Origin of the sequence: Laceyella sediminis, assembly GCF_003003125.1 — a bacterium.
GTDB lineage: Bacteria > Bacillota > Bacilli > Thermoactinomycetales > Thermoactinomycetaceae > Laceyella > Laceyella tengchongensis.
The window spans coordinates 1-26,513 of record NZ_PVTZ01000008.1; the positions used below are offsets into that span (position 1 = coordinate 1).

Annotated in this window: 27 protein-coding genes and 1 rRNA gene; 7 read left to right on the plus strand and 21 right to left on the minus strand. The window is 50.7% G+C overall.

The genetic code is table 11. The features are described from left to right. The 19 genes from CLV36_RS10365 to CLV36_RS17875 form a co-directional block, all read right to left on the minus strand. Window positions 1–73, minus strand: a 23S ribosomal RNA gene (locus CLV36_RS10365); the annotation flags it as partial. Window positions 74–1,111: 1,038 nt separating this feature from the next. Beyond that, complete coding sequence (locus CLV36_RS10370; RefSeq protein ID WP_106342637.1) at window positions 1,112–2,824, minus strand: proline--tRNA ligase; 1,713 nt, start codon at window positions 2,822–2,824, stop codon at window positions 1,112–1,114. Between the two features lie 238 nt (window positions 2,825–3,062). Then, a complete protein-coding gene (gene rseP, locus CLV36_RS10375) occupies window positions 3,063–4,322 on the minus strand; it encodes an RIP metalloprotease RseP (RefSeq protein ID WP_102992706.1) in 1,260 nt (419 codons plus the stop codon). Between the two features lie 41 nt (window positions 4,323–4,363). Next, window positions 4,364–5,521 carry a 1-deoxy-D-xylulose-5-phosphate reductoisomerase gene (locus CLV36_RS10380; protein WP_106342638.1) on the minus strand — a complete coding sequence of 386 codons (1,158 nt, stop codon included), beginning with the start codon at window positions 5,519–5,521 and terminating at the stop codon, window positions 4,364–4,366. A 15-nt stretch (window positions 5,522–5,536) separates the two neighbouring features. Further along, complete coding sequence (locus CLV36_RS10385) at window positions 5,537–6,334, minus strand: phosphatidate cytidylyltransferase (protein ID WP_102992708.1); 798 nt, start codon at window positions 6,332–6,334, stop codon at window positions 5,537–5,539. 18 nt (window positions 6,335–6,352) lie between these two features. After that, complete coding sequence (locus CLV36_RS10390) at window positions 6,353–7,144, minus strand: undecaprenyl pyrophosphate synthase (protein WP_022736260.1); 792 nt, start codon at window positions 7,142–7,144, stop codon at window positions 6,353–6,355. 168 nt (window positions 7,145–7,312) lie between these two features. Then, entirely contained in the window at window positions 7,313–7,867 is a 555-nt protein-coding gene (frr, locus tag CLV36_RS10395) for a ribosome recycling factor (protein ID WP_022736261.1), read from the minus strand. Between the two features lie 2 nt (window positions 7,868–7,869). Then, complete coding sequence (gene pyrH, locus CLV36_RS10400; RefSeq protein ID WP_102992709.1) at window positions 7,870–8,595, minus strand: UMP kinase; 726 nt, start codon at window positions 8,593–8,595, stop codon at window positions 7,870–7,872. Between the two features lie 81 nt (window positions 8,596–8,676). Next, window positions 8,677–9,330 carry a translation elongation factor Ts gene (gene tsf, locus CLV36_RS10405; RefSeq protein WP_022736263.1) on the minus strand — a complete coding sequence of 218 codons (654 nt, stop codon included), beginning with the start codon at window positions 9,328–9,330 and terminating at the stop codon, window positions 8,677–8,679. An 81-nt stretch (window positions 9,331–9,411) separates the two neighbouring features. Beyond that, entirely contained in the window at window positions 9,412–10,119 is a 708-nt protein-coding gene (gene rpsB / locus CLV36_RS10410; RefSeq protein WP_022736264.1) for a 30S ribosomal protein S2, read from the minus strand. 167 nt (window positions 10,120–10,286) lie between these two features. Then, a complete protein-coding gene (gene codY / locus CLV36_RS10415) occupies window positions 10,287–11,054 on the minus strand; it encodes a GTP-sensing pleiotropic transcriptional regulator CodY (RefSeq protein WP_106342639.1) in 768 nt (255 codons plus the stop codon). A 17-nt stretch (window positions 11,055–11,071) separates the two neighbouring features. Then, window positions 11,072–12,478 (minus strand): ATP-dependent protease ATPase subunit HslU, encoded by a 1,407-nt coding sequence (gene hslU / locus CLV36_RS10420; protein WP_181352978.1) that lies wholly within the window; start codon window positions 12,476–12,478, stop codon window positions 11,072–11,074. A 1-nt stretch (window position 12,479) separates the two neighbouring features. Further along, a complete protein-coding gene (gene hslV, locus CLV36_RS10425; RefSeq protein WP_102992712.1) occupies window positions 12,480–13,019 on the minus strand; it encodes an ATP-dependent protease subunit HslV in 540 nt (179 codons plus the stop codon). Between the two features lie 345 nt (window positions 13,020–13,364). Further along, window positions 13,365–14,681, minus strand: a complete 1,317-nt coding sequence (gene trmFO / locus CLV36_RS10430) for an FADH(2)-oxidizing methylenetetrahydrofolate--tRNA-(uracil(54)-C(5))-methyltransferase TrmFO (RefSeq protein WP_106342641.1) — start codon at window positions 14,679–14,681, stop codon at window positions 13,365–13,367. Window positions 14,682–14,696: 15 nt separating this feature from the next. Then, a complete protein-coding gene (gene topA / locus CLV36_RS10435) occupies window positions 14,697–16,772 on the minus strand; it encodes a type I DNA topoisomerase (protein WP_106342642.1) in 2,076 nt (691 codons plus the stop codon). Window positions 16,773–16,897: 125 nt separating this feature from the next. Continuing rightward, the gene (gene dprA, locus CLV36_RS10440; protein WP_106342643.1) at window positions 16,898–17,989 is read right to left on the minus strand and encodes a DNA-processing protein DprA; all 1,092 of its coding nucleotides are present in this window, start codon (window positions 17,987–17,989) and stop codon (window positions 16,898–16,900) included. A 65-nt stretch (window positions 17,990–18,054) separates the two neighbouring features. Further along, window positions 18,055–18,960, minus strand: coding sequence for a succinate--CoA ligase subunit alpha (sucD, locus tag CLV36_RS10445; RefSeq protein WP_102992716.1), 906 nt, complete (start codon window positions 18,958–18,960; stop codon window positions 18,055–18,057). Between the two features lie 38 nt (window positions 18,961–18,998). After that, window positions 18,999–20,159: an ADP-forming succinate--CoA ligase subunit beta gene (gene sucC / locus CLV36_RS10450; RefSeq protein ID WP_106342714.1), complete on the minus strand. Its 1,161-nt coding sequence runs from the start codon at window positions 20,157–20,159 to the stop codon at window positions 18,999–19,001. 252 nt (window positions 20,160–20,411) lie between these two features. Continuing rightward, window positions 20,412–20,543, minus strand: coding sequence for a hypothetical protein (locus tag CLV36_RS17875; protein WP_022736273.1), 132 nt, complete (start codon window positions 20,541–20,543; stop codon window positions 20,412–20,414). Between the two features lie 241 nt (window positions 20,544–20,784). On the opposite strand from CLV36_RS17875, the gene CLV36_RS10455 reads away from it, so the two are divergent. Further along, the gene (locus CLV36_RS10455; protein WP_181352979.1) at window positions 20,785–21,252 is read left to right on the plus strand and encodes a cupredoxin domain-containing protein; all 468 of its coding nucleotides are present in this window, start codon (window positions 20,785–20,787) and stop codon (window positions 21,250–21,252) included. A gap of 57 nt (window positions 21,253–21,309) precedes the next feature. Here CLV36_RS10455 and CLV36_RS10460 read toward each other — a convergent pair whose 3' ends face one another. Further along, window positions 21,310–22,254 (minus strand): tyrosinase family protein, encoded by a 945-nt coding sequence (locus CLV36_RS10460; RefSeq protein WP_106342645.1) that lies wholly within the window; start codon window positions 22,252–22,254, stop codon window positions 21,310–21,312. Window positions 22,255–22,560: 306 nt separating this feature from the next. Between CLV36_RS10460 and CLV36_RS10465 the strand changes: the two genes are divergently transcribed. Continuing rightward, window positions 22,561–22,977 carry a hypothetical protein gene (locus tag CLV36_RS10465; protein WP_102992719.1) on the plus strand — a complete coding sequence of 139 codons (417 nt, stop codon included), beginning with the start codon at window positions 22,561–22,563 and terminating at the stop codon, window positions 22,975–22,977. A gap of 209 nt (window positions 22,978–23,186) precedes the next feature. Here the strand turns inward: CLV36_RS10465 and CLV36_RS10470 are convergent, their stop codons facing one another. Continuing rightward, complete coding sequence (locus CLV36_RS10470) at window positions 23,187–24,734, minus strand: long-chain-fatty-acid--CoA ligase (RefSeq protein WP_106342646.1); 1,548 nt, start codon at window positions 24,732–24,734, stop codon at window positions 23,187–23,189. A 222-nt stretch (window positions 24,735–24,956) separates the two neighbouring features. Between CLV36_RS10470 and CLV36_RS10475 the strand changes: the two genes are divergently transcribed. The 5 genes from CLV36_RS10475 to CLV36_RS10490 all read left to right on the plus strand — a co-directional run bounded on the left by CLV36_RS10475 (window position 24,957) and on the right by CLV36_RS10490 (window position 26,454). Further along, window positions 24,957–25,181: a hypothetical protein gene (locus CLV36_RS10475; protein WP_102992721.1), complete on the plus strand. Its 225-nt coding sequence runs from the start codon at window positions 24,957–24,959 to the stop codon at window positions 25,179–25,181. A 7-nt stretch (window positions 25,182–25,188) separates the two neighbouring features. Next, entirely contained in the window at window positions 25,189–25,497 is a 309-nt protein-coding gene (locus tag CLV36_RS10480; protein ID WP_106342647.1) for a hypothetical protein, read from the plus strand. Between the two features lie 46 nt (window positions 25,498–25,543). Continuing rightward, a complete protein-coding gene (locus tag CLV36_RS10485) occupies window positions 25,544–25,927 on the plus strand; it encodes a hypothetical protein (protein WP_146130628.1) in 384 nt (127 codons plus the stop codon). 104 nt (window positions 25,928–26,031) lie between these two features. Beyond that, a complete protein-coding gene (locus tag CLV36_RS17880; protein ID WP_022736281.1) occupies window positions 26,032–26,163 on the plus strand; it encodes a hypothetical protein in 132 nt (43 codons plus the stop codon). A gap of 78 nt (window positions 26,164–26,241) precedes the next feature. Then, on the plus strand, window positions 26,242–26,454 hold the full coding sequence (locus CLV36_RS10490) for a hypothetical protein (protein ID WP_022736282.1): 213 nt from the start codon (window positions 26,242–26,244) through the stop codon (window positions 26,452–26,454). Window positions 26,455–26,513 lie beyond the last annotated feature (59 nt).

Below are 26,513 nucleotides of genomic sequence, written 5' to 3' on the forward strand. Positions count from 1 at the left end.
TATCGGAGTTCGTCCCGTCCTTCATCGGCTCCTAGCGCCAAGGCATCCACCGTGTGCCCTTAGTAGCTTAACCTACTAGGTTTATTCGGCATATCGCTATGCCGCTCGGTATCTCCTCGGTGATTGCAACATCGACGATCAAAGAAGGATTTTCCTTCTTAACCTCGTTGCTTTATTCCATATCTAATTTTCAAGGTGCGTTTCGTTGTGATCACCGCATCGCGGCGACAAGAAATAATATATCACGCCTATAAAATCATTGCAAGTAGTTTTTTAGAAAAAATATAGCTTTCTTTTCACAGCGACCTCACATCTCCTCAGAAGCCAGTGTTATCAAGTACTTTGCTGTTGTCAAGCCTATCACGCACATAAATAAAATCTCTTACTAATATAAAAAACTCATTAGACGAAGAAGCTAACGAATAACCAAAAGGCCGCTTTCACGGAACCAGATACAAGCTAATTAAATAGGCTACAACTTACGAGATCACAAGTATCCAACTTTTCGTATTGGCCTGCCACAATCCAATCTTCCCCAATAAATGCGTAGTGCTGATGCCCGCTCCTCAGGCTAAATCTTTGTGATAAATGAACATGTCACATTCATACAGAGGGGAACGATTTTGATAGGAATCCCTCGGTAGAAACTTGGAGCAATGAATGCACACTCCTATTTGCTCCGCATGATCCATCATTTCTTGGCCAACACCATACGTCAGACATCAAAGCAGGTAATTACCTCATTGGACATCATCAACGCCTATGAAATGCGTGCAAAATTTTCGCAAAAAAACACAACATCCGCCCAAGCTATTGATATGGCACCCAAAGGAATGCAATGGAACGGAATAAAAAATGTATGTAATCATTTGAGTTAGTTATGAACAACACTTGGAAGTATTATTTGATGGACAAGTCTTACTTTGTAGCGATAATTGGTTTTAAAACGGCTCTTGATCTAAAGCATCAAGCAAAATAGTCAGCAACATGTCTTTGAACATGGTTTTTCCGTTTATCTTTGAACCCTATTTAATGTTTAACACACGATCACACACACAACAAAACCCCCTTTCTCCAAATTGATTTGGGAAAGGGGGTTCGTTCATATAACTTATTGGTCAGCCCGCTTAATCCAAGCTGGCAATTCATTCAGCAGATCGGCAACCGCCACTTCCTTACTCTCGCCCGAGCGGCGCAGTTTGATCTCAGCGAGACCCTCACCCGCTTTGGCGCCCACAGTGATCCGGACGGGAATGCCGAGCAAGTCAGCATCTTTAAATTTCACGCCCGCCCGCTCCAAACGGTCGTCAAACAGAACTTCGATGCCCGCTTGCTTCAATTCCGCATACAAGCTCTCGGCCACCTTGCTCTGCTCTTCATTCTTCATATTGACGGCAATCAGGTGTACAGTGAACGGCGCCACCGCAACCGGCCAGACAATGCCGTTTTCATCATGGTGCTGTTCAATGACTGACGCCACCACACGGGAAATACCAATTCCATAACAACCCATGATGAAAGGTTGTTCCTTTCCATTTGCATCCAAGAAACGGGCGTTCATCGCTTCACTGTAGCGCGTGCCTAGTTTAAAGACATGGCCCACTTCAATTCCGCGCTTAAAGTGGATCGCGCCGCCACAACGCGGGCAAACGTCTCCTTCTTGGATGTTGCGCAGATCGCCCACCAAATCGACGGTGAAGTCACGATCAACCTGAACGTGCATCAGATGAGCGTCTACTTCATTGGCACCCACAATCAGGCTGCCCAACTGCATGACGGCTTGGTCAGCCAGCACCTTCACCTGTTCCTTCAAGCCGACCGGCCCCACAAACCCGCTCGGAACGCCAGCCACTCGGCGAACAGTTTCCTCGTCTGCCAATTCGCACACGGCGCCTTCCAACAGGTTTTTCACTTTCACATCATTCACTTCATGGTCACCGCGAACCAGAACCAGCACAGGCTCACCATCAACAACGAACAACAGACTTTTCACCAACCGTTCCGGGCCCACTTGCAAGAATGACGCAACTTCTTCAATCGAGCGTTTTCCTGGGGTGGCTACCTTTTCAATGGCCGAGCCTGCCACTCGCTCCTCTGCTTGCGTTTCGCTGACGACGGTCGCCATCTCAATGTTAGCCGCATAGTCGCACGAAGCACACATCGCGATCGTATCTTCGCCAGCTTCAGACAAGACCATGAATTCATGGGTGCCTTTCCCACCAATCGCCCCCGCATCCGCTTCTACCGCACGGAAGTCAAGGCCCAATCGGGTGAAGATGTTTTGGTAAGCTTGGTACATGTCTTCATACGTTTTGTCGAGCGACTCCCGATCGGCATGGAAAGAATAGGCGTCTTTCATCAAAAACTCGCGCCCGCGCAACAGGCCGGATCGAGGCCGTTTCTCATCACGGAATTTGGTTTGGATCTGGTACAGGGACATAGGCAGTTTTTTGTAGGAATTGATCTCTCCCCGCAACAGATTGGTAATAACCTCCTCATGGGTCGGCCCAGCCGCGAATTCCCGGTCATGGCGGTCTTTCACTTTGAACAGTTCCGGACCGTACGCGTCCCAACGACCCGTCTCTTGCCACAGTTCAGATGGATGGAGTGCTGGGAGCAACAACTCTTGGGCTCCAATGCGATCCATCTCTTCCCGCACGATGTTCGACACTTTGTTTAAGACGCGATATCCCAATGGCAGATATGTATAAATTCCCGCCGCCAATTGGCGGATATATCCCGCCCGCAACATCAATTGATGGCTGATCATTTCCGCTTCACTTACCGTACGCAAAGTCGGCATAAGCGCATTTTTTTGCCGCATACAACAATCCCTCTCTTTTTCCATTACGCTACATCACTCATAATCATACAAAAAATCGCGAAGAGATAAAAGCCGATGTTTCATTTCCCCTTCGCTTCACACATGACAAATGGCATCAGGTACATCGTTTCCCAACGCTTTATCAGCCAACTTAATTGGCTCGGCACGCATCGGATGCAAACTCGCGACATGAGAAAAACCGAAGCCCATCTTAGATGAACTTCGGTTTAATTGAAACCTACGAAAAAAAGATCTTTCTGATGTCGTTGTATGTAACGAAAATCATCAGCATCATCAACAGTGCAAAGCCGACAAAATGCACCATGCTTTCTTTCGTGGGGTCAATCGGCCGGCGACGGATCGCCTCCAAACCGATAAAAACAAGTCGGCTACCATCTAGGGCCGGAATAGGAAGTAGGTTGAAGATTCCCAAGTTCAAGCTCAACAGTGCGGTAATCTGAATCAGCGGTTCAATCCCGCTCTCAGCAGCCTTCCCAGTGATGTTGCCCATCTGGACTGGACCACCGAGGCTTTCAACGGACATTTGGCCTGTCACTAATTTGCCAAGGCTGTCCACGATCATGACCGTCCAGTCATACGTCTTGGTAAATCCAGCACCTATCGCTTCCCCGAACGAAGCTTCCCGTCTCATCTCATCGTGGATAAACTGCACGCCAATTTGATACAGCTCCCCATTTTTTTGAGGAGTGACCCCGAATTCCTTCACCTGCTCACCGCGCTTGACGGTCACCTTCACTTCCCGGCCTTTGGACTCGATCAGCGCATACCGCAATTGATCCATATTCCGAACTTCTTTGCCATCAACCGCTGTGATCAAATCCCCCGCCTGGATACCGGCTTTGGCTGCAGGCGAATTGGCCACCACTTCATCCACCGGCAACCGATCTTCGATTCCGGACATCAACGTAAGCACGGTAAAGAGGATCACCGTCAATACAATGTTGAACAAGGGGCCAGCAAAAATGGCCATCGCCTTTTGTCCAGTCGTTTTAGAACCGAACTGACGATCCAAGGGCGCGATCTGCACCACATTTTTCTGATCGTAATGAATCATCGCCTGGGGATGCAGTGTATAGTGGTGCTCGCGGCCGTCTTGATCTTCAAGCAAAATGTAAAGCTCCTTCTCCAAGTCAGCCTCCACCACGCGACCCATCACGACCGCTTGATCTTGTTGCGGAGGCTCGTAAAGGTAGACATGATCCAGCTTGTCTGCCGTCTGCGTAGCATAAACAAGCGTGCCCGTTTTCAGCTCCACCAACTCGGCATCTTCGCCAGCCATGCGCACAAAGCCGCCTAACGGCAAGGCCCGAATCGAGTACATCGTTTCCCCGTGGATCTTACCGAAAATCTTCGGTCCAAAACCGATCGCAAACTCCCTGACCAATATCCCTGCACGCTTGGCGAAGAGAAAATGGCCCAACTCATGGATAAACACCAAAAAACTCAGCACCAATATAAACACAATTACTTGTTGCATGGGTTTTCACCACCATCCGGTAATCAACAGCCTCAAACCATCTACACTGAGTGCAGCATGATGTCGGAAGCGAATTGCCGTGCCCACATGTCGGCTTCATCAATTTCTTCCAGCGATGGACAGGAAACCGGATTGTGCGCATTTAGCGCCCTCTCCACCACTTCTTCGATCATCAAGAAGGAACAGTTTCCTTTGAGGAAGGCGGCGACAGCGACTTCATTGGCCGCATTCAAAACAGTCGTCATGGTCCCGCCAGCTTTACCCGCTTCATAAGCCATCCGCAAACACGGATACCGGTTGAAATCGGCTGGGCGGAAATCGAGCCGAGCCAGCTTCAGCAAGTCCAACCGCTCTGTCATCAGCGGCAACCGGCGCGGATAGGACAGCGCGTATTGGATAGGCACTTTCATATCCGGTGTGCCGAGCTGAGCCATGACCGCCCCATCGCGAAATTCGACCAAGGAATGAATAATGCTTTGAGGATGAAGAATTACATCTATTTTCTCATATGGCAGATCAAATAACCAGTGCGCTTCAATCACTTCGAAGCCTTTGTTCATCATCGTTGCCGAATCGATGGTGACCTTGGCGCCCATGGCCCAGTTCGGATGTTTCAACGCCATTTCCACAGTAACGTCTTTCAACTCTTCCCTTGTGCGATCCCGGAAGGACCCACCGGAGGCGGTCACCAACAACCGCACAACATCTTCAAAATGTTCCCCGTTCAAACATTGAAAGATCGCGGAATGCTCGCTGTCGACGGGAAGAATGGGAACACTGTTCCGTTTGGCTTCGGCTGTGACGATATGACCTGCCGTCACCAGTGTTTCTTTATTGGCCAAGGCCAGTTTCTTCTTCGCCCGGATGGCGGCCAAGGTAGGCCTTAACCCCGCACTGCCCACCAACGCCGACAAAACAACCGTCGCATCCTGATGTGCGGCCACTTCTATCAAGCCTTCCTCGCCCCACAACACGTTGATGTGGGATGGGATTTCCCGCGCCACTCGCTCGGCCGCCTCTTTCGATTGCATGGCGACAAGCAATGGTTGAAATTGTTTTACTTGCTCAATCATTTTATCGACATTGGTTCCGGCAGCTAGGGCAACCACTTGATATTCCTCCGGATGCTTTGCAACCACATCCAACGTACTCGTCCCAATTGAGCCCGTCGAGCCGAGAATCGCTATCTTCTCCGGCATCTTTATTCCTCCCCTTTACACCACCTGAAACAGATACAAGATGATAAACGTGAAAATGAGACTATCGAAACGATCCAACACACCGCCATGTCCAGGCAATATGGTACCGGAATCCTTCACACCTACACTTCGTTTCCAAGCGGACTCCACCAAATCGCCCACTTGCCCCACGATCGTGATCAGCAAACCAATCCCAATTGCAAACACAAAGTTGCCCAACCCCGACACGATGCAAATGATTAGACTCATCACCAGTCCAAACAGCACTCCGCCAAGCGACCCTTCAATCGTCTTATTGGGGCTAATGTCCGGCCACAATTTGCGTTGACCCCATCGTTTGCCGATGAAATATGCTCCCGAATCATTGGCCCACGTTACCAAGATCGCCAACAGCGACCATGTCAAACCGTCCGGTTTCCAAATCGTCTGCATCATGTAGGAAAACCCATACCCTATATATATGGCACCGACAAACAGATAAGCCATCTGAAAGAGATCAAACCGATTTCGGCTCAGAACGATCAGAACCATGTAAAGGGCAAGGCCACACATCATGGGGGCGGGGTCCTGCAAGAAAGCCGCTGTGGGCACCATATGCTCTTTCATCAAGCCGCTTAAAAACAGCAGCGCAACAATCCCGACACCGATGAGCGTTTGCAAGCTGGTGAGGGGAGTCCGATTCATTTTGGCATATTCCAAAAACGAGAGAACGGCCAACAAAAACATCATACCCGTATACAGCCAGCCGCCTGCATAGGCGATGAGCAAGAATCCCACAGCCCCTAATACACCTGTAATGATACGTTCCTTCATATACTATTCCCCTGTCTATTACACCGCTCCAAACCGACGCGAACGACGTTGAAAGTCTTCGATCGCTTCATAGAATATTTCATCGGTAAAGTCAGGCCAAAGTACATCCGTAAACAACAGTTCGCTATATGCCAATTGCCACAACAAGAAATTGCTGACGCGGATTTCTCCGCTGGTGCGAATCACCAAGTCGGGATCAGGCAATCCCTTAGTCAACAAATATTGACTCATCAATTGTTCATTCACTTGTTCTTTATCAATATGACCATTTTGCACGTCATCTATAATCCGGTGAACAGCTTGAAGGATTTCATCCCGAGAACCGTAATTGATCGCAAAATTTAGGATAAGACCCGTATTATCTTTGGTTTTCTCTTCAAACGCCAACAGGGCTTGCTGAGTGGCCGAGGGAGTTTTGCTTTTCTCGCCCAGCATCTGCACTTTCACGTTGCGCTCGATCAATTCATTCAAGTCGGTCTTCAAAAATTCAATGGGCAATTTCATCAAGTATTCCACTTCGTCTTGCGGACGTTTCCAATTCTCTGTGGAAAAGGAATAGAACGTTAGCACTTTGATTCCCAGCGCGTCAGCGGCGCGGATGGTTTCGCGCACGCGCTTCATTCCTTGGGCATGGCCCGCTGTCCGCGGAAGGCCGCGCTTTTTGGCCCATCGGCCGTTTCCATCTGTGATGATGGCGACATGCTCCGGCAAGGGCGCAGACTTGATGGATTCCAGCAGTTCTTCTTTCGTTCTTTTCGCGCCTTTATCTGGATTTTCTGCACTTACAAAGCGCTTCAGCGATTTGATCATAGAACATTCCCCCGAACCAAGAACTCATCTCGCCAGGGCGTGTCAAGAAAACGGCGCCCGGCCGTCTGACTTTATCAGACACGCCCCAGACAAGCAAGGCTAAAGTAGATAGAAAACCCCCTCGAAAGCGAAGGGGTTCCCACCCAGACCATGCTCTATTGAACCACGTTAAATCTCCATGATTTCTTTCTCTTTGTCTCCCACCACTTGGTCCACTTCTTTGATGAAACGGTCTGTCAGTTTTTGAATTTCTTCTTGGCCGCGACGGGAAGTGTCTTCTGGAATGTCTCCGTTTTTCTCCATTTTTTTCAGCTCATCATTGGCATCCCGGCGAACGTTACGGATGGCGATTTTCGCTTCTTCACCCATTTTGCGCGCCACTTTTACCAACTCGGTTCGGCGTTCTTCCGTCAGTGCCGGAATGGTGATGCGAATGACACTCCCGTCATTGGTTGGGGTCAACCCCAACTCCGATTTCAAGATCGCACGCTCAATCTCGTTCAGAACGGATTTGTCCCAAGGCTGGATCAACAGCGTGCGCGGGTCCGGCGCCGAGATGTTGGCGGTTTGGTTGATTGGCATCTCAGAACCATAATATTCAACCATCACCTTATCCAGAATCGCAGGATTAGCCCGTCCCGCGCGCAGTGTCAACAAATCTTTCTTCAACACTTGGATGGCCTTGTCCATTTTGTCTTGCGCCTGGTTTTTCACCTGGTTCATGCTTATACGCTCCCCTTTACCAATGTTCCAATATGTTCTCCTAATAGAACGCGGCGAATATTGCCTTCTTCAGAGATGTTGAAGACAATCAGCGGAATATTGTTGTCCATGCACAGTGAGGAAGCAGTGGAGTCCATCACCTTCAGCCCTTTGCTGAGGATCTCGAGGTATGTGAGCGATTCATATTTTTCCGCATTGGGATCTTTGGAGGGATCGGCTGTGTAGACGCCGTCCACACCGTTTTTCGCCATCAAGATCACTTCAGCCTCAATTTCGGCAGCCCGAAGAGCGGCGGTGGTGTCCGTAGAGAAGAATGGGTTGCCGTTTCCAGCTGCAAAAATCACGACACGCCCTTTCTCCAAATGGCGAATTGCGCGCCGGCGGATGTAAGGCTCGGCCACTTGCCGCATTTCAATGGAAGATTGCACACGGGTGGGGACGTCCATGCTCTCCAGCGCATCTTGCAATGCAAGGGAGTTCATCACTGTAGCCAGCATCCCCATATAATCGGCCGTGGCCCGGTCAATGCCCCGCTCGGACCCTTTAATCCCACGCCAGATGTTGCCGCCGCCAACCACGACAGCCACTTCCACGCCAAGTTCCACAACCTCTTTGATCTGTTTGGCCAAAGAGTGAATCACATTAGATTCGATGCCGTAGCCCATTCCTCCTGCCAAGGCTTCACCGCTCAACTTCAAGATAACCCGTTTGTACTTGGGAGTACTCATGACGTTCCTCCGTTCCAACCAATATGCAACTTGTCTTAAAAAAAGGGGAACACATTGGCCGTGTTCCCCTATATAACTGCCTTAGTCTTTCTTCACTTGAGCCATTACTTCTTCTACGAAGTTGTCTTGGCGTTTTTCAAGACCTTCACCCATCTCGAAGCGGACGAAACGGCGAATGTTGATGTTTTCTCCAATTCTGGCGATCAATTCTTTGGTTACTTGGTCGATCGTTTTGTCGGAGTCTTTCACGAATGCTTGGTCAACCAAGCAGATTTCTTTGAAGTGTTTGGTCAGGCGGCCTTCCACCATTTTGTCGACGATGTTAGCCGGTTTGCCTTCTTGCAGGGCTTGTTGTCTGAGGATTTCACGCTCTTTTTCGATCTCTTCTTGTGGGATTTCTTCACGACGAACATATTTTGGGTTCATCGCGGCGATTTGCATCGCAACATCTTTAACAAATTGACGGAAATCTTCGTTTTTGGCAACGAAATCGGTCTCACAGTTTACTTCAACGAGCACGCCGATCCGTCCGCCAGCATGTATGTAGGATTCAACAATCCCCTCAGCCGCAATGCGATCCGATTTTTTCTCGGCTTTGGCGATCCCTTTCTCACGCAGGTACTCGATCGCTTTGTTCATGTCCCCACCTGTTTCGGTGAGTGCTTTTTTACAATCCATCATGCCTGCGCCGGTTTTTTCGCGCAGTTCCTTTACCATAGCCGCAGTAATTGCCATGTGAGGTCCTCCTTAAGTTTTTTGCGTATAAAAAGGGGTGGGCAAGAAACGCATTTGTTTCATGCCACCCTCTTTCACTCATTAAGAAGCAGTTGTGCTTTGTTGCTCGCCTTGACGACCTTCCAAAATCGCATCAGCAATTTTGCCGGTGAACAGACGAACGGCACGGATGGCATCATCGTTACCCGGGATGACATAATCGACTTCGTCCGGATCGCAGTTGGTGTCAACAATCGCCACGATTGGGATGTTGAGCTTGCGAGCTTCGGCCACCGCGATGCGCTCTTTGCGCGGGTCGATCACGAAGAGAGCGTCAGGCAGTTTTTTCATGTGCTTGATGCCGCCCAGGAATTTCTCCAGTTTGGCTTGCTCTTTCTTCAGAAGAATTACTTCTTTTTTCGGAAGCACATCAAACGTGCCGTCTTCTTCCATACGCTCCAAATCATGCAGGCGCTCAATGCGTTTGCGGATGGTTTGGAAGTTGGTGAGCGTACCACCCAACCAACGGTGGTTCACATAGAACATATCGCAACGCGCAGCTTCTTCTTTCACTGCCTCTTGCGCTTGTTTTTTGGTACCAACGAACAGGACGTTTCCACCGTTCGCAGACAGTTCGCGTACGAAGTTGTACGCTTGTTCCATCATTTTGACGGTTTTTTGCAGGTCGATGATGTAGATTCCGTTACGTTCGGTGAAGATGTACTTGCTCATTTTGGGGTTCCAACGACGGGTTTGGTGTCCGAAGTGTACCCCAGCTTCCAACAATTGTTTCATGGATACAACTGCCATATGGGTAAGTCCTCCTTAAGTTTGGTTTTTATCCTCCGCCGAAGTCATCGAGGACAGTAACCGGGATCATACCGGCACCACCTGCCCGCTACCTCGACGTGTGTGTTCGCACCATTCAAGAATATACCATATCCCTATTCGGCTACGCAAGTTGTAATCGCGATTTGTTAATAACTGCGTAGTTTTTCCAATGCCGGCGACAGATGGTCATTTAAAATCTTGATGTGCGTCCCTTTCATGCCTAGCGAACGGGATTCGATAACACCCGCGCTTTCCAGCTTGCGCAAAGCGTTAACGATAACCGAGCGGGTGATTCCAGCCCGATCCGCAATGCGGCTGGCAACCAGCAATCCTTCTTTGCCGTCCATCTCTTCAAAAATCTCCTCGACCGCCTCAAGTTCGCTGAAGGACAAGGAGTCGATTGCCAATTGCACCATAGCCCGACACCGGGCGTCTCCCGCCGCTTTCTCCGCTTTTTGGCGGAAAATCTCCATGCCGACGACGGTCGCCGCCACTTCCGCCAACACCAGATCATCATGGACAAACGGATTACCCAGGCGCGCAAGCAACAATGTACCCAGCCGCTCTCCCCCTCCCTGGATGGGAACGATGGTGAAATAAGGGGAAAGCGGCGCCGGGTTGGCAAAATGTAACTCGCCCAGCGACTCAATATTGGCGTTCGTTTCTGAAAATCCGAGCAAACGGGCGTTGATTTCGGCAGAAATCTTTTCACCCGCATTCATATTTTCAAGCTCCACTCCGGTTCCCGACACAGGACTTCCACATCCCAATATTTTCCCTTTGCGGCTGATCACATAGATGTTGCATGCGATCACCTCGCTCATGATGCGGGACATCTCCATAAAGCTGACCGCCCGTCCCTCTGCCTGTTGCAACAAGCGATTGATTCGCCTCGACTTAGACAGGAGATGCATCGCCCTCATTCTCCTCTCTATAAAATGTATTGACTCAAATCGCGATCCTCGGCAATATCTTGTAGGCGCTGTTTGACATATTGCGGCGTAATCGTAATTTCGCCCATTCTGATCTCAGGAGCCTCAAACGACAATTCTTCCAGGAGGCATTCCAGAATGGTGTGCAACCGCCGCGCTCCGATGTTTTCCGTGGAACGGTTCACTTCAGCGGCCAAGCGGGCCAATTCCTGAATGGCTTCAGGAGTGAATGTCACCTGAATCCCTTCGGTTTCTAACAAAGCCGTGTATTGCTTGATCAAAGCGCTTTTCGGCTCAGTCAGAATGCGAACAAAGTCGTCGGCGGTCAAGTCATCCAGTTCAACCCGAATAGGGAACCGTCCTTGCAATTCGGGAATGAGATCGGAAGGTTTGGACACGTGGAACGCCCCGGCAGCAATGAACAAGATGTGGTCGGTTTTGACCGGTCCGTATTTGGTCATCACTGTAGATCCTTCTACGATAGGCAGAATGTCCCGCTGAACCCCTTCTCGGGAAACATCCGGACCGTGCCGGTCTTTGCCAGCGATTTTGTCAATCTCATCAAGGAAGATGATGCCGGATTGTTCTACGCGCTCGATCGCGTCTTGGGTCACCATGTCCATGTCGATTAATTTCTGGCCTTCCTGTTGAATCAACACTTCGCGCGCATCTTTCACTTTCAAGCGGCGACGCTTCTTTTTCTTAGGCATAAATTGCCCCAACATCTCTTGCATGTTCATGCCCATCTGGTCGATGCCCATGCCTTGGAACATATCCATCATGGAGGCTTGCTCTTCGACCTCGATTTCGATAGTCTGCTCTTCCAGTTCACCCCTTGCCAGTTTCTCTCTCATCTGTTGCCGCTCACTGCGGATGCGCGCTTGCTCACTGGGATCTTGCGCCTGGCTAGACGATCCGCTATTTTGCTGAAAAAGCAGCTCCAATGGATTTTTAAAGGAAGACGCCGTTTTTTTCTCTGGTACTAATATTTCGACAATTCGTTCATCCGCCAATTGTCGCGCCTGCTCTTTGACGCTTTCCAATTTCTCCTGTTTTACCATGCGAATGCCGGTTTCAACCAGATCGCGCACCATAGATTCTACATCGCGCCCTACATAGCCCACTTCGGTGAACTTGGTCGCCTCCAATTTGACAAACGGCGCTCCAACAAGCTTGGCCAAGCGGCGGGCAATCTCCGTTTTCCCGACACCTGTTGGGCCGATCATCAAAATGTTTTTGGGCACCACTTCCTCTTTCAGGTCATCAGGCAAGAGCGAACGACGGTAACGGTTGCGAAGCGCGATGGCCACCGCTCGTTTCGCTTTATCCTGACCCACGATGTATTTATCCAATTCCGCCACAATTTGCCGTGGAGTCCATTTTTGTTGGGGATTCAATTGCGTCATGTCAAATCTCCTCCACAATGATTTGGTCATTGGTAAAGACACACACTTCACTAGCGATGCTGAGTGCGGCATATGCGATTTCCCGTGCTGTCAGATCAGGAGCGTACCGTTTTAACGCCCTCCCGGCGGACAAAGCATAGCTCCCGCCCGAACCGATGGCCAACACTTCGTCATCGGGTTCGATCACTTCCCCCGTCCCCGAGATGAGAAGCAAGTGCTCTCGGTTTAGCACGATCATCATCGCCTCCAATTGGCGCAACATTTTATCGGTCCGCCACTCTTTAGCTAGCTCGACAGCGGCCCGGGCCAAATTGCCGTGAAACTCCTCCAGCTTGGCTTCAAATTTCTCAAACAAGGTGATGGCGTCGGCAACAGAACCAGCGAACCCGGCCAACACTTGCCCTTTATACAAACGGCGCACTTTTTTAGCACCGTGCTTCATAATCATTTGATTGCCGAAAGTCACTTGCCCATCTCCAGCGATGGCGGCTTCTCCTTTATGCCTCACCGCAAAAATCGTGGTGGCGTGGAATTGACCCATATCGTGATTTCCTCCTCTTCGGTACGTCAGATTCAACATAATCCGTGCGCCAATCCAGCTTGAAGGAACAGCCTTTCGAAAGGGGGGGCTTAAGATGGCTGGCAAATATACCCGAAGCTGATGTCTGTGCCTTTCAGTCGATGACACGAAAGGCGGCGGGCCTCTCCCTGAGAGCTTAAGGTGTCACACCCCCTGCTAAGCTTCAGGTTGCCCGCTCTCCTCCTTTCGTTTGGCAATCAGCTAGCTTACAGGCTTCCAGCCACTTTATCTTTCACCCACAGGACATTGGCAACATCCAATCCTGTCGAATCTTGCGCTCCTCCCGCTACCCCCCAGTGGCCGTGATCAGCAATCGGCCACCTGGCGAGCAAACGCTGCAATTTCTTCCAGCGCCCGCTCCGCATATTTTTCCGCACGTTCTTTTTTACCCCGAATCCGCACAGGTAACTCCTCAAATAATCCAAAATTGGCATTCATCGGTTGGAAATGTTTGGGATCGGCTGTGGTGATATAATGAGCCAAGCTACCGATAGCCGTCGTTTTAGGCGGCACAGCCAATTCCCGCCCTTGCACCAGCCGGGCGGCATTGATCCCCGCAATCAAACCAGCGGCGGCCGATTCCACATATCCTTCTACTCCCGTCATCTGTCCCGCAAAAAACAAGTCTTCACGGTCGCGGAATTGGTACGTCGGCTTCAACAGTTTGGGGGAATTGATGAATGTATTGCGGTGCATGACGCCATACCGGACGATCTCGGCATTTTCCAACCCGGGGATCAATTGAATCACTTCTTTCTGCGGTCCCCACTTCAAATGGGTTTGGAAACCGACGATGTTGAACAAGGTACCCGCACTGTTGTCCTGGCGCAATTGGACGACGGCGTAAGGCCGTTTCCCCGTTCGCGGATCGATCAATCCGACTGGTTTCATCGTGCCGAAAAGCAGCGTTTTCTTACCCCGCTTGGCCAACACCTCAATCGGCATGCACCCCTCGAAGTAAATCTCTTTTTCAAATTCCTTCAACGGGGCCGTCTCAGCCGAGATAAGCGCTTCATAAAAGCGGTCAAATTCCTCTTCGGTCATCGGACAATTCAAATAGGCTGCTTCCCCTTTGTCATAGCGGGACGCCACAAACACCTTCTCCATATCGATGCTCTCTTTTTCTACAATCGGAGCAGCGGCATCATAAAAATACAGATACTCTTCCCCCGTCAGCTCCTTTAACCGCGCGGACAGCGACGCCGACGTCAGTGGCCCAGTCGCGATTACCACCGGCCCATCTGGAATGGTTTCCAGCTCTTCATTTACTACTTCCACAAGCGGATGATTGTGAAGAGTGTCGGTGATCTCTTGCGAAAAGCCTTCCCGGTCGACCGCCAGCGCCCCTCCTGCCGGAACGGCGTGTTTATCCGCAGCGCGCATGATCAAAGAATCCAAGCGGCGCATCTCTTCCTTCAGAATACCGACTGCGTTGGTCAAGGTAGCGGCGCGCAGAGAATTGCTGCACACCAACTCAGCAAACTGCCCTCCGCGGTGGGCCGGCGTCATCTTGACAGGCCGCATTTCGTACAGCTTGACGCGCACGCCCCGTTCTGCCAACTGCCATGCGGCTTCACTGCCGGCAAGGCCAGCACCAACGACGGTCACAACTGGTTGTGTCATGGTTATCTTCTCTCCTTAGTCCTTCGTTTCTTCGTTGTAGTCACATGAGGTGCAACGAATCACCGTTCCCTTTTTCCCTTTTTTCTCTACCATCATCCCTTTGCACTTGGGGCAAGGGCGCGCGACTGGAGCATCCCATGAAACAAATTCACAGTCGGGGTATCGGTTGCAACCATAAAAGGTTCGTTGCTTTTTGCTTTTGCGTTCGACCACTTCACCTTGCTTGCATTCCGGGCACGTCACTCCGGTCGACTTGACGATGGCTTTGGTATTGCGGCATTCCGGAAACGCGGAGCAAGCCAGAAACTTGCCGAAGCGGCCAAATTTGTACACCATCGGACTGCCGCATTTCTCACAAACTTCATCGGAAACTTCATCTTCTAGTTCTACTTCCGCCATCTCTTTTTCAGCCGTCTGCAACCGTTTTTGAAACGGCTGGTAAAAGTGGTCAAGGACTTGAATCCAGTCCGCTTTGCCTTCTTCCACTTGGTCCAAGTCATCTTCCATGTTCGCCGTAAATTTCACATCCAAAATCTCTGGGAAGAATTCTCCTATCAATTGGATCACAATCTCCCCCAGCTCAGAGGGGACAAACCGTTTCTCTTTCAAAAACACATATCCACGCTTCTGGATCGTGTCCAACGTGGGCGCATAGGTGCTAGGGCGCCCGATGCCCTTCTCTTCCAGCTCTTTCACCAAGCTCGCCTCGGAATAGCGCGGAGGCGGCTGGGTAAAGTGCTGTTTGGGGTCGATGCTTTTCCGTTTGAGGGTTTGCCCCTCAGTAAGCGGCGGCAACAACTTATCTTCTTCCTTTTTATTCTCGTCATTGCCCTCCACATAAACTTTCATAAATCCGGCAAACTTCAGCTTCGACCCCGTGGCCCGGAACAAAGCGTCCCCCGCACGGATATCGGCCGTAACCGAATCGAAAACCGCCGTTGCCATCTGTGAAGCGACAAACCGCTCCCAGATCAGTTTGTACAGGCGAAACTGATCCCGCGACAAATACTCTTTGATATCCGCTGGCTTTCGCAGGACGGATGTCGGGCGGATCGCTTCATGAGCGTCTTGCGCTCCTGCTTTTTTCTTGTGCGTGCGGGGGGACGCGGGTAAGTATTCTTTGCCGTAAGTCTGTTCGATGTAGGCTTTCGCTTCAGCTTGGGCCGTCTCTGAGATGCGGGTAGAGTCGGTACGCATATAAGTGATCAACCCGACCGTTCCCTCTTTGCCGAGATCGATCCCTTCATACAACTGCTGTGCGACGGCCATCGTTTTTTGGGCGCGGAAGTTCAATTTGCGCGCCGCTTCCTGTTGCAACGTGCTGGTGATAAACGAGGGAGCGGGATTGCGTTTGCGTTCGCTCGTCTTGATTTCCTCGACGATAAAGCGCTTCCCTTTGATGTCAGCAAGCAGTTTATCTACATCTTCCGCACTCTTCAATTCTGTTTTCTTATTGTGGTAACCGTGGAATTTCGCTTCCACCTCATCTTCGCCACTAGCCAAGACGGCGGTAACCGTCCAATATTCTTCAGGGACGAATTGCCGAATCTCCAACTCGCGGTCCATGATTAACTTGACCGCAACGGATTGCACGCGCCCCGCGCTCAACCCTTTTTTTACCTTTTTCCACAAAATCGGGCTGATCCCGTAGCCAACGAGCCGATCCAAGATGCGACGCGCCTGTTGCGCATTCACTAAATCCATGTTGATCTTTCGCGGCTGTTTGAAAGCGTCCTTCACCGCTTGTTTAGTAATTTCGTTAAACACCACGCGGCATTCCTGATCGAGTGGCACGTCGAGAATATGCGCCAAATGCCAGGCAATCGCTTCCCCTTCGCGGTCGGGGTCGGCGGCCAGATACACGCGCTTCACTTTCTTTTTGGCCTGGCGCAACTCTTTCAAGACATCCCCTTTTCCCCGAACGGTAATGTACTTGGGTGTGAATTTATCTTCCACATTGACTCCCATTTGGCTCTTTGGCAAGTCGCGCACATGCCCCATCGAAGCCTTGACAATGTATTTGCTCCCTAAGTATTTTTTAATGGTTTTGGCTTTCGCGGGCGATTCGACAATAACCAGCGAATCGGCCATAAGATGGCCCTCCCCTCAACAGTATCGCCATGTATTCTACGGATGTTTTTTACACTCGTATTTGTAACAATACCAAATTTGATGTTCATTATTCAACTGAGAAAAGAATCACGCATCGGTCACAGCTACTTGCGAATGTACTGTCCTCCCGGCATGGAGGCAATCATGCCCTTCAGTTCCAAACTGAGCAGGGACTGATGAATCTGACCAAATTCCCACTTCGTCCCCGACAAGCCCATGATCTGGTCAATCGACACGGGCCGATCAGGCGCCACTCGCTCCAGCAACCACTGTTCCGCTTCCGTCAAATCCGAAGCGGTGACCGTATCTTGTTGAACGGCTTGATTATACGCCACAAACGGAATTTCTTCCAATATATCTTCAACCGAACGCACGCATTTGGCACCCTGTTGGATCAATTTTAGCGTCCCCTGGCTTTGCGTTGTTGTGATGGGGCCGGGCACGGCGAATACTTCCCGCCCTTGTTCCATGCTAAAATCGGCAGTGATCAACGATCCTGACCGCTCCGCAGCTTCCACTACCAGCGTGCCCAGGGACAATCCGCTAATGATGCGATTGCGCCGCGGAAATAAACCCGGGTGCGGCGGAGTGCCTGGAGGCATTTCGGAAACAACAAGCCCCCGGCTGGTCAATTCCTGATACAACGTCCGATGATTCTTGGGATAGATCACATCAATGCCCGCCCCCAGCACAGCAATCGTCCGCCCTGTTGATTTTAACACGGCGCGGTGTGCTTCCCCGTCGATGCCATTAGCCATCCCGCTGGTGACGACGAGTCCCTGTTCGGCCAGCGCTTGCGCCAACATGCGCGTAACCCGCAATCCGTAAGGCGTGGGCTTGCGAGTTCCCACCACGGCCACGCTCGGCTCCCCCAGCAAAGAACGGTCACCCTTACAGAATAATACCCACGGCGGTTGCGCTATTTCCGTCAGGTACAAAGGATATGCCTCATCAAAGCGAGTGATGACTTCGATCCCATCCGCTGCCCACGCTTCTACCTGCTGGGACAGCAAATAGGCACAGGCTTTGGCCCGGTCGACCACCCGCTCGGCGACGCCCAACACCCGCAATATATCTAACATCTCGCCGACGCTGACGTGCGTTGGTTTCCCTACAAGCCGCATAAACCGATCGACCGTCTGCCAACCGATCCCTTCCACTTGACTCAGTATGATACAACATTCACGTTTCTCCATACAAGTCACTTCCCCTCCAGGAAAAAAATAAGGGAACCCGGCGAGAGGTTCCCTTGGATCGTTGTTTATTTACCTGTGGTGCAAGCGTCTAACAACCCTCGTTCTTTCAATACGTTCACCAATGTTTCACCAATAACGGACGGAGTCGGCGCTACTGTCACACCGCAACGTTTCAGGGTGGCAATTTTCTCGGCTGCGGTACCTTTGCCGCCAGAGATGATTGCGCCGGCATGGCCCATCCGTTTTCCTGGAGGTGCTGTTTGACCGCCGATGAAACCAACAACCGGTTTGGTCATGTTCGCTTTAATCCATTCAGCTGCTTCCTCTTCAGCTGTGCCACCGATTTCCCCGATCATCACAACCGCTTTGGTCTCTGGATCAGCTTCAAATGCCCGCAAGCAATCGATGAAATCGGTGCCGTTGACAGGGTCGCCCCCGATGCCCACAGCGGTGGACTGGCCGATACCGCGGGTGGATAATTGGTGAACCGCTTCGTAGGTCAGCGTTCCACTGCGCGAAACGATGCCCACGTGACCTGGTTGGTGGATGTATCCTGGCATAATCCCGATTTTGCACTCGCCGGGAGTGATAACACCTGGACAGTTCGGCCCGATGAGGCGTGTCTTCTTGCCTTCCATATACCGTTTCACTTTCACCATGTCCAGTACCGGAATCCCTTCTGTGATGCACACAACCAGATCCAACTCAGCGTCAACGGCCTCCATGATCGAATCCGCAGCAAACGCTGGCGGAACGTAAATGACAGAAGCGTTTGCTCCGGTCGCCGCAACCGCTTCTCTCACCGTGTTGAATACAGGTACACCTTCAACCTCGGTGCCACCTTTGCCCGGGGTGACCCCGCCCACCACTTTGGTGCCGTACTCTAGCGCCTGTTTGGTATGGAACAAGCCGGTTGCTCCTGTAATCCCTTGCGTAATCACTTTCGTATCTTTGTTCACAAAAATGCTCACTTTATAAACCCACCTTTCTCGGGCGTCCCTATATTTCCTTATTTCACCAGTTCCACAATTTTCTTCGCGCCGTCTTCCATGGAGTCAGCCGCCACAATGTCCAGTCCGGACTCATTCAAGATCTTCTTGCCCAATTCAACGTTGGTTCCTTCCAAACGGACAACCAATGGACGATCCAAGCCGATTTGTTTCGCCGCGCCAACTACACCGTTAGCGATGACGTCGCACTTCATAATTCCACCGAAAATATTGACGAAAATGCCTTTTACATTGGGGTCGGACAAAATGATCTTAAACGCTTCGCGCACTTTATCTTCCGTAGCGCCGCCGCCCACATCCAAGAAGTTGGCCGGTTCGCCGCCGACATGTTTGATGATATCCATGGTGGCCATGGCCAAGCCCGCACCATTGACCATGCAACCGATGTTGCCATCGAGCGCGATATAACTGAGATCGTATTTCGACGCTTCAATCTCTTTTGGATCTTCCTCATCCAAGTCGCGCATTTCCAAAATATCTTTGTGGCGGAAGAGCGCATTGGAGTCAAAATTCAATTTGGCGTCAAGTGCCATCACACGGCCGTCCGTGGTGGTGATGAGCGGGTTGATTTCCGCTAGGGAGCAATCGTTCTCCACGAATGCTTGGTACAGAGCGAGCATAAACTTAACGGCTTGCTTGATTTTGTCTTTGGGGATATTGATGCTATAAGCCAAGCGGGTTGCTTGGAACGGCATCATACCTACAGCCGGATCAATCACTTCTTTGAAGATTTTTTCCGGGTTTTTTTCAGCCACTTCCTCAATTTCGGTGCCGCCTTCTTCCGACGCCATCATCACGACGCGGTGGGTGGAGCGGTCAATCACCACGCCCACATAGTATTCCTTCTCAATTGGCAAACCTTCTTCAATCAACAGACGCTTAACTTCTTTCCCTTCTGGGCCGGTTTGGTGCGTCACCAGTTTCTTTCCGATCAATTCCGTGGCGTGCGCTTTCACTTCATCCAAGCTGCGCGCCAATTTGACACCGCCCGCTTTGCCGCGGCCACCTGCATGGATTTGAGCTTTAACCACCCACAGGTCTCCACCCAGGCGCTCAGCCGCTTCTACTGCCTCTTCCGGAGAGAAAGCAACATGGCCGTTCGGAACCACAACACCATATTTTTTCAGGATTTGCTTTCCTTGATACTCATGAACGTTCATTCCCGGATCCTCCAATCCATGGTCAATCATGGGCAAACGCGTCTCCATTCTATGTATCAGCACCCCGATTTCCTTGAATCCCCTTACAAAAAGGTGATCCCCGAAATCGGGCTGAAAAAACTTCACCCGTTTAACCCATCTTGAAGTATAGCTCACACGTGTTTTTTTGCCAACCGCCGCTCTTTTGCGACAGCTCCGACCCCATCATAAAAAGAGAGGATTTCCAGCCAGAAACCCCCTCTTTCAACAAAATTACATCATCAATTGCACCGCGGTCGCTACAACAAAAATTCCCATAAACAGAGCCGTAACGACACCGGCGGAAACCATAAAATCAATAAATTCATTGTCTTGATGGCTGGTATCTACGAACTTCTTTTCCATGACGTAACCTCCTTCACCATTCCACTATGTAGAGAATGGGCGCATCTCGAACAATGGGAAGGAAGATTGAGCGTAGTCCCTCCCGCTTATCCCACCTGTCATTATAGCAAAAAACACAACATTTGCGAGTGGCAGAAACGTTCCTCTGTGTTATTTCCCCGAACAAAAAGGGATTACCATCCATCAGAAGAAATAATTAGAAAACCCTGGGCGCCGGCTCAGGGATAGTGAGGTGAAAATGATGGGCACATCAACCCGTTGGCTCGTTCTTTCTATTACGGGCGGACTAATCCTCCTTGGCATCGCCTTGTTTCGCCCTGATTTTCTTTTTTATCAGGATACCCCGGCTTCGGGCAAATCAACCGCCCGCGCCAATGCAAAGCAAGTTACGCGTGACATCCACTTGTTCACGGTGGAGCACGAAGCGAACCACGGTGGCAAAGAAGTGGAAGTGTATCGGTTTGACCCCGGGTTCATCACAGTGGTCAAAGGGGAAAAAATCCGCTTACACATCCATGGCTTCCATGGGAAAAAGCATCATTTCTCTATCCCCTCCTTCCAGGTGAACAGCGAGGTGGCCAAAGGGGAAGTGACCACGGTTGAGTTCATCCCCGACAAGGTGGGCACGTTTGAAATCATTTGCCACGACCATTTGAGTCCGCAACATGAAGGGCCGATGATCGGCTACATCACTGTCGTGCCATCTTAACCACAAAAAAGCCAAAATGTCCACGCTCAACCGGGCGCGGCATTTTGGCTTTTTCCTCTATTGATAGCGATACCCCAATTTCTCCATATCCAACACCATCGCTGGCGTCACTTTCCGCCCCATGGACTTCCAAGGCTCCATCGCATCATGCAGGTTGTGCCCGCGCGGCCCGCGCTCCCCATCAGTCCCCGCCGGTTGATATCTTTCTTTAGGATGGCTAGCTTGCCATATAGCCCACAAACGGTCAATCGTGGCGTGATGCAACCAAAAAATCGGATCATTGGGCGCACTCATCCATGCCATGGACCCTCGTGCAGCCCCGCCTATCCAACGGTGGACGATGTTGTGAATGTTCCCTTTCCCGTACCACCCCTCCAAGCGATTGCAAAAGCTGGGTCGGACGGCTGGACTATCAGGTCTTAGCAAATTCAGCTTCGCTCGCCACGGGGGAACGTAATATGGCGTTTCACGCAAGCAACGCTTCACCTCTGCGGCAGTGGGGAGGGAAATCGACCGCCCGCCCGAACCCACTCCCAATTGCCGACGCAAATAAGGCAACCGCGGTTCACCATGGTCAAACAAGATCAACTTCCACCGCGGATAGGCAAATGGCCCCGTGGTCACACGATAGTTCAACCGCGGGTCTCCAGTTCCTCCCATAAAATCGTCCGTCCACGGCCCCCGCGGATCATCTGGGCGTCGTTGTGCGGTCCAATCCCAATACGGAATGCTCACAGACGGGTCGATCTCTTGTAAATCCTTTTCTAACTGGTACAGCAAATAGCGGTGCCATGGGAGAAACGCCGGCCCGCTGTGTGCCCATCCTGGATAAACAGCCGTCATGTTTTCCATCGACTTTAAATGGATATACACATAATCATCATACCGACCCCATCTGGGGGAAATGCGACCCGGTTTTTGTTTTAAAATCAACAAAGCCCGGACAAACCTGCGCTTTTCCTGTTTGCTCAAATCCGCTACATTTTTGCGAATGGTGGTCATCGCTCATCCCATCCTTCAGTTTCGTTATCACATGGTATGAGCAGTTGGGCAAAACAGTGCATTCCCACTACTGGGACAGTTTGTTTGTTTTACAAACTTGTCTATATAAATGAAAATCCAACTGCGACTCGCTCCCTTTTGCTATAATGTCATTGATTGAAACCCATCGCGATGAAGGAGGAAGATCATGTCTTGTCATTTCTGGACGGATCTCCACATAATGACTCAACCGGTACAGGTTCGGTTCCAAACCCTAACCCACCAAACCGAGCTTCCCAAAAAGAATTTCTCCATGGAGGAACGCGCATGAATATCCGCTTTCAAACACCGCACCAATATGTGTTCATCCATCGCCATGTGAAGCACCTCTTACTTTTGTGGAAAAAGGAACACAAACGGGATTTGTACATTGTCGATGACGAAACCGAATCCTCTCTGGTTTTGCGATATCCAGGCGACACCTATGCCGAAATGGTTCTACAAGAAGTGGAGCCGATTTTTTTTCAACGCTTGGAAACCGACGAGGAAGCCTTTCTCGCCATCCTTGCGGCGACCCTTGATTATGGCGGACGCTTGATGGCCATGTATGTCCACCCAGAACGACCACAAACCGATGTTTACTTTTTCGAGGTGCGGGATGAACAGATCGAGGAAATCGCTGACGATGAATACCCCCGCATCATCCAAGCTTTCATGGAGGAATATCCCGACTCGTTCGCCTAAGCGTAACCTTTGCCAAGAAAAAGCGAGAGACCTAGGGCATGTCTGGTGAATGGGCCAGATCATTGGCTTCACGCGTGGCGAGGCTCAACCGGATTTTTTTCCGCCGCTCTCTCCACGAACTGAACTTGATACATATACACCCTAGACAACGAATTTATCAATAAAAATGGACCGCATGGCCGAGTGGGCCGTGCGATCCGCCGTCAGGTTCAGTCAGCCGGTTGGCTATATTGCTCCCGCAAAGTGCGTTTTAATATTTTCCCCGCTGCATTCTTGGGCAACTCTTCGACGAACTTCAAGCTTTTGGGCACTTTGAAACCAGCCAACCGCTCGCGGCAGAAATCCAACAATGTCTGCGTATCCACTTCCTGATCCGCGCGTTTAACCACCAACGCCTTCACCGCTTCCACCCAAACGGGGTCGGGTACCCCGATCACCGCCGCTTCCAACACGGCCGGATGCTGGTAAAGCACCTGCTCCACTTCAATTGAGTAAACATTCTCTCCACCGGTCACAATCATATCCTTTTTACGGTCGACGACATAAAGGTAATGCTGTTCATCCCGATAAACCATATCCCCCGTATGATACCAACCACCCTTCAGCACAAGGTCCGTTTCTTCAGGGCTGTTCCAATACCCTTTCATCACATTGGGCCCGCGCACGATTAACTCCCCGACCTCTCTCACTCCTACCTCGCCGCCGTGGTCATCGATGATTTTCGCCTCTACCCCCGTTACAACTTGCCCACATGAAGCGAGGCGTTCCTCCACCTGATGATCTTCCGGCGGCAACACCGTCACCACTGGTGCGGCTTCCGACATTCCGTACGCCTGCATGAAAGAAAGATGTGGCCACACTTCCCGCGCTTTCTTCAACACTTCCACCGGCATTGCCGAACCGCCATAGAGTAATTGTCGCAACGAAGAGCAATTGCGCTTCTCCACATCTGGGTGATTGATCAGGCGGTTGACCATGGTAGGCACCAGTAACGTCGTAGTCGGCTGAGCCTGCTCCACCCAATCTAAGAACATATCCGGCTGAAAAGTACGAAGGATTTGGTGTGTTCCTCCGACCAAAGTTAAAGCAAACGTGCAAGCTCCGTCAGCGAGATGGAACATAGGCGCCGCGTGGACATAACGGGTGTAACGGTCAAAGCAAAACGCGAGCGCCGCATGGTAAGCATTGCTCACCAAATTACGGTGCGTCAGCATCACCCCTTTGGATCGCCCGGTCGTGCCCCCTGTGTAAAATATCCCCGCCACATCATCTTCGATCACCTCACCATAAGCGAGCGGCTGAGGGGAATGCGGTCGTAGAAACTCTTCATAATCGATCATGAACCCGGTCTCCTCTTCATTGCGCTCCCCTTCAACTCTCACAAACAAACGCACCGACAGGACACGCATCACCATCCCGGCGACGATGGGGGCGAATTCCTGATGAAAAAAGAGAGCTTTCGGACTGGAATCTCGCAACTGCTCAACTATTTCCGCTGCCGTCAACCGATAATTGAGCGGAACGGCTATCGCTCCGATCGCAGTGACCGCATAAAATAATTCTAGATAACGAAAATCATTGAACATGAGAATCGCCACCCGATCCCCTTTCTCAATCCCTTCCTGCTTCAATGCTTGCTGCAACTGGCTGACTCTATCGGAAAACGCACGATAGGTGTAGGCAACTTTTCCGTCCACAACCGCCAATCGATCAGAAAAGTTTTGTGCAGAACGAATCAATCCTTTGGTTAAAATCATCTGCACACCTCCATCTCGCTTAAACGTATGTTCTGATTAAATTATATCACAATATTCTAATAATTTTACTTTTTACCTTCTGTCTCTAAGTTTATTTCGCGAAACATCACGCTATCAAGATAGCAAACTATTTTTCAAAACTCAATCACCATTACGTAAACAAAGAATATATTGTATTAACACCAGAAATTAATAGCACAGCCATCAGGGAGGTGCCAGCATTTGACATCAGATAAGAAAACCTTGGATCAAGTCACCGTCGGGCTGGAGAAAATGATCAAATTAAAAGTTTACGATCTGCTGATCAACAGCTTGGAAAATGACAAAGTTCCCGCTAAGTTACAACAATTGATGGCTTTGGCGGAAATCATAAAACCCGGTACAAAAGATGCGGTGAAGCAAGCATTGCGTAAAGAGAAGTTGAAATCAACAAAGAGAAAGGAGTGAAAGAGCGATGGAAGTCTACAAGCTGGTCTACATTTCAAGCAACCGCCGCAAAAAACGCAAAAGACCATTGCTTTGCAGGCGATGCCGATGGTTTCTCCTGCATTACGGCGCACTCCCCTTCGAAACCCGCCGGCGTCGCCGACGACGGCGTAGACTGTCCCGGCCAGCGGCTTCTACCTCCAGCAATGTGAACAACTCAGCCAACATCGGGGCGGTGAGCGGACTAATCAACATCATCGTTCAGGTGCCTGTCAACACCGGCGATGCAACCACCTTAAACAACAGCAATCAAAACTCAACCACCAATGCCCTCTAACTCATCCCCAATCACGTTTCTCAGCCTTGAAAGGAGGTGAAACATGATGAGCAACCATTCCTACACCCCGGAACAATTGGAGGCGATCCGCTCCTTAATCGAAGAAGCAAACAACAAACTCCCAGCAGCGCAACAATTGAAAGCACAACAAGTTTCTGAGTTAATCACGTTCATTCTCGGGCTTCCCGTTCAAGCTATCACCGCGGTGGCAGGTGTCGTCACAGGCGCGACTGGCATCCTGACTGGCGTCGTCGGCAGCTTGCTGGGTATCCTCGAACAGCTGATTGGCTTGATCACCGGCGGAGGGGCAGCTAATGGTGCAGCCGCTTCCATTCTGCAACAAGTGGCCCCCAACCTGGTGAATATCATTGAAAAGCAAATTCCGACCCCGCCGCAAGGGCAAAATGATTCAAATCCTGAACAAAAATAATTAAAAAGGAGTGAAAGACAATGGGTTGCTGCAGAAAAAAGAACTGTCTTATCGTCATTAAAAAACACAGACGTCGTCGCGCTGTGGGTGGCGCAAGAGCAAGGGTGAACAACGTGGCGCGCACAGGTGCACAAAGCGCCGGATTGATCAACCTGAACGTTCAAGTGCCGATCAACCTGGGAGATGCTCAAGCATTCAACAGAAGCTCCGGAAACTCCGTCTCCAACTTGCTGTAACGCCAACCAGCATAGGGGGGAGCTCCTCCCCCCGTACATATCCAATTCCCCCATTCAACTGAAAGGAGGTGAATCCGAATGGGTTGCCCTAAAAAACACTGTGTGGTGTTCATCCACCAGAAAAGACGCCGTCGCGCAGTCAGCAGCACCAGAGCACGGGTGAGCAACGTGGCACGTACAGGCGCGCAAAGCGCGGGCCTCGCCAACGTCAACATCCAAGTGCCGATCAACTTGGGTGATGCGCAAGCATTCAACAGAAGCTCCGGAAACTCCGTCTCCAACTTGCTGTAACAGGGGCAAACGCGCCCCTTTTTTTGTTTGACGCCAACTAGGCGGGATAACTCCCCTTT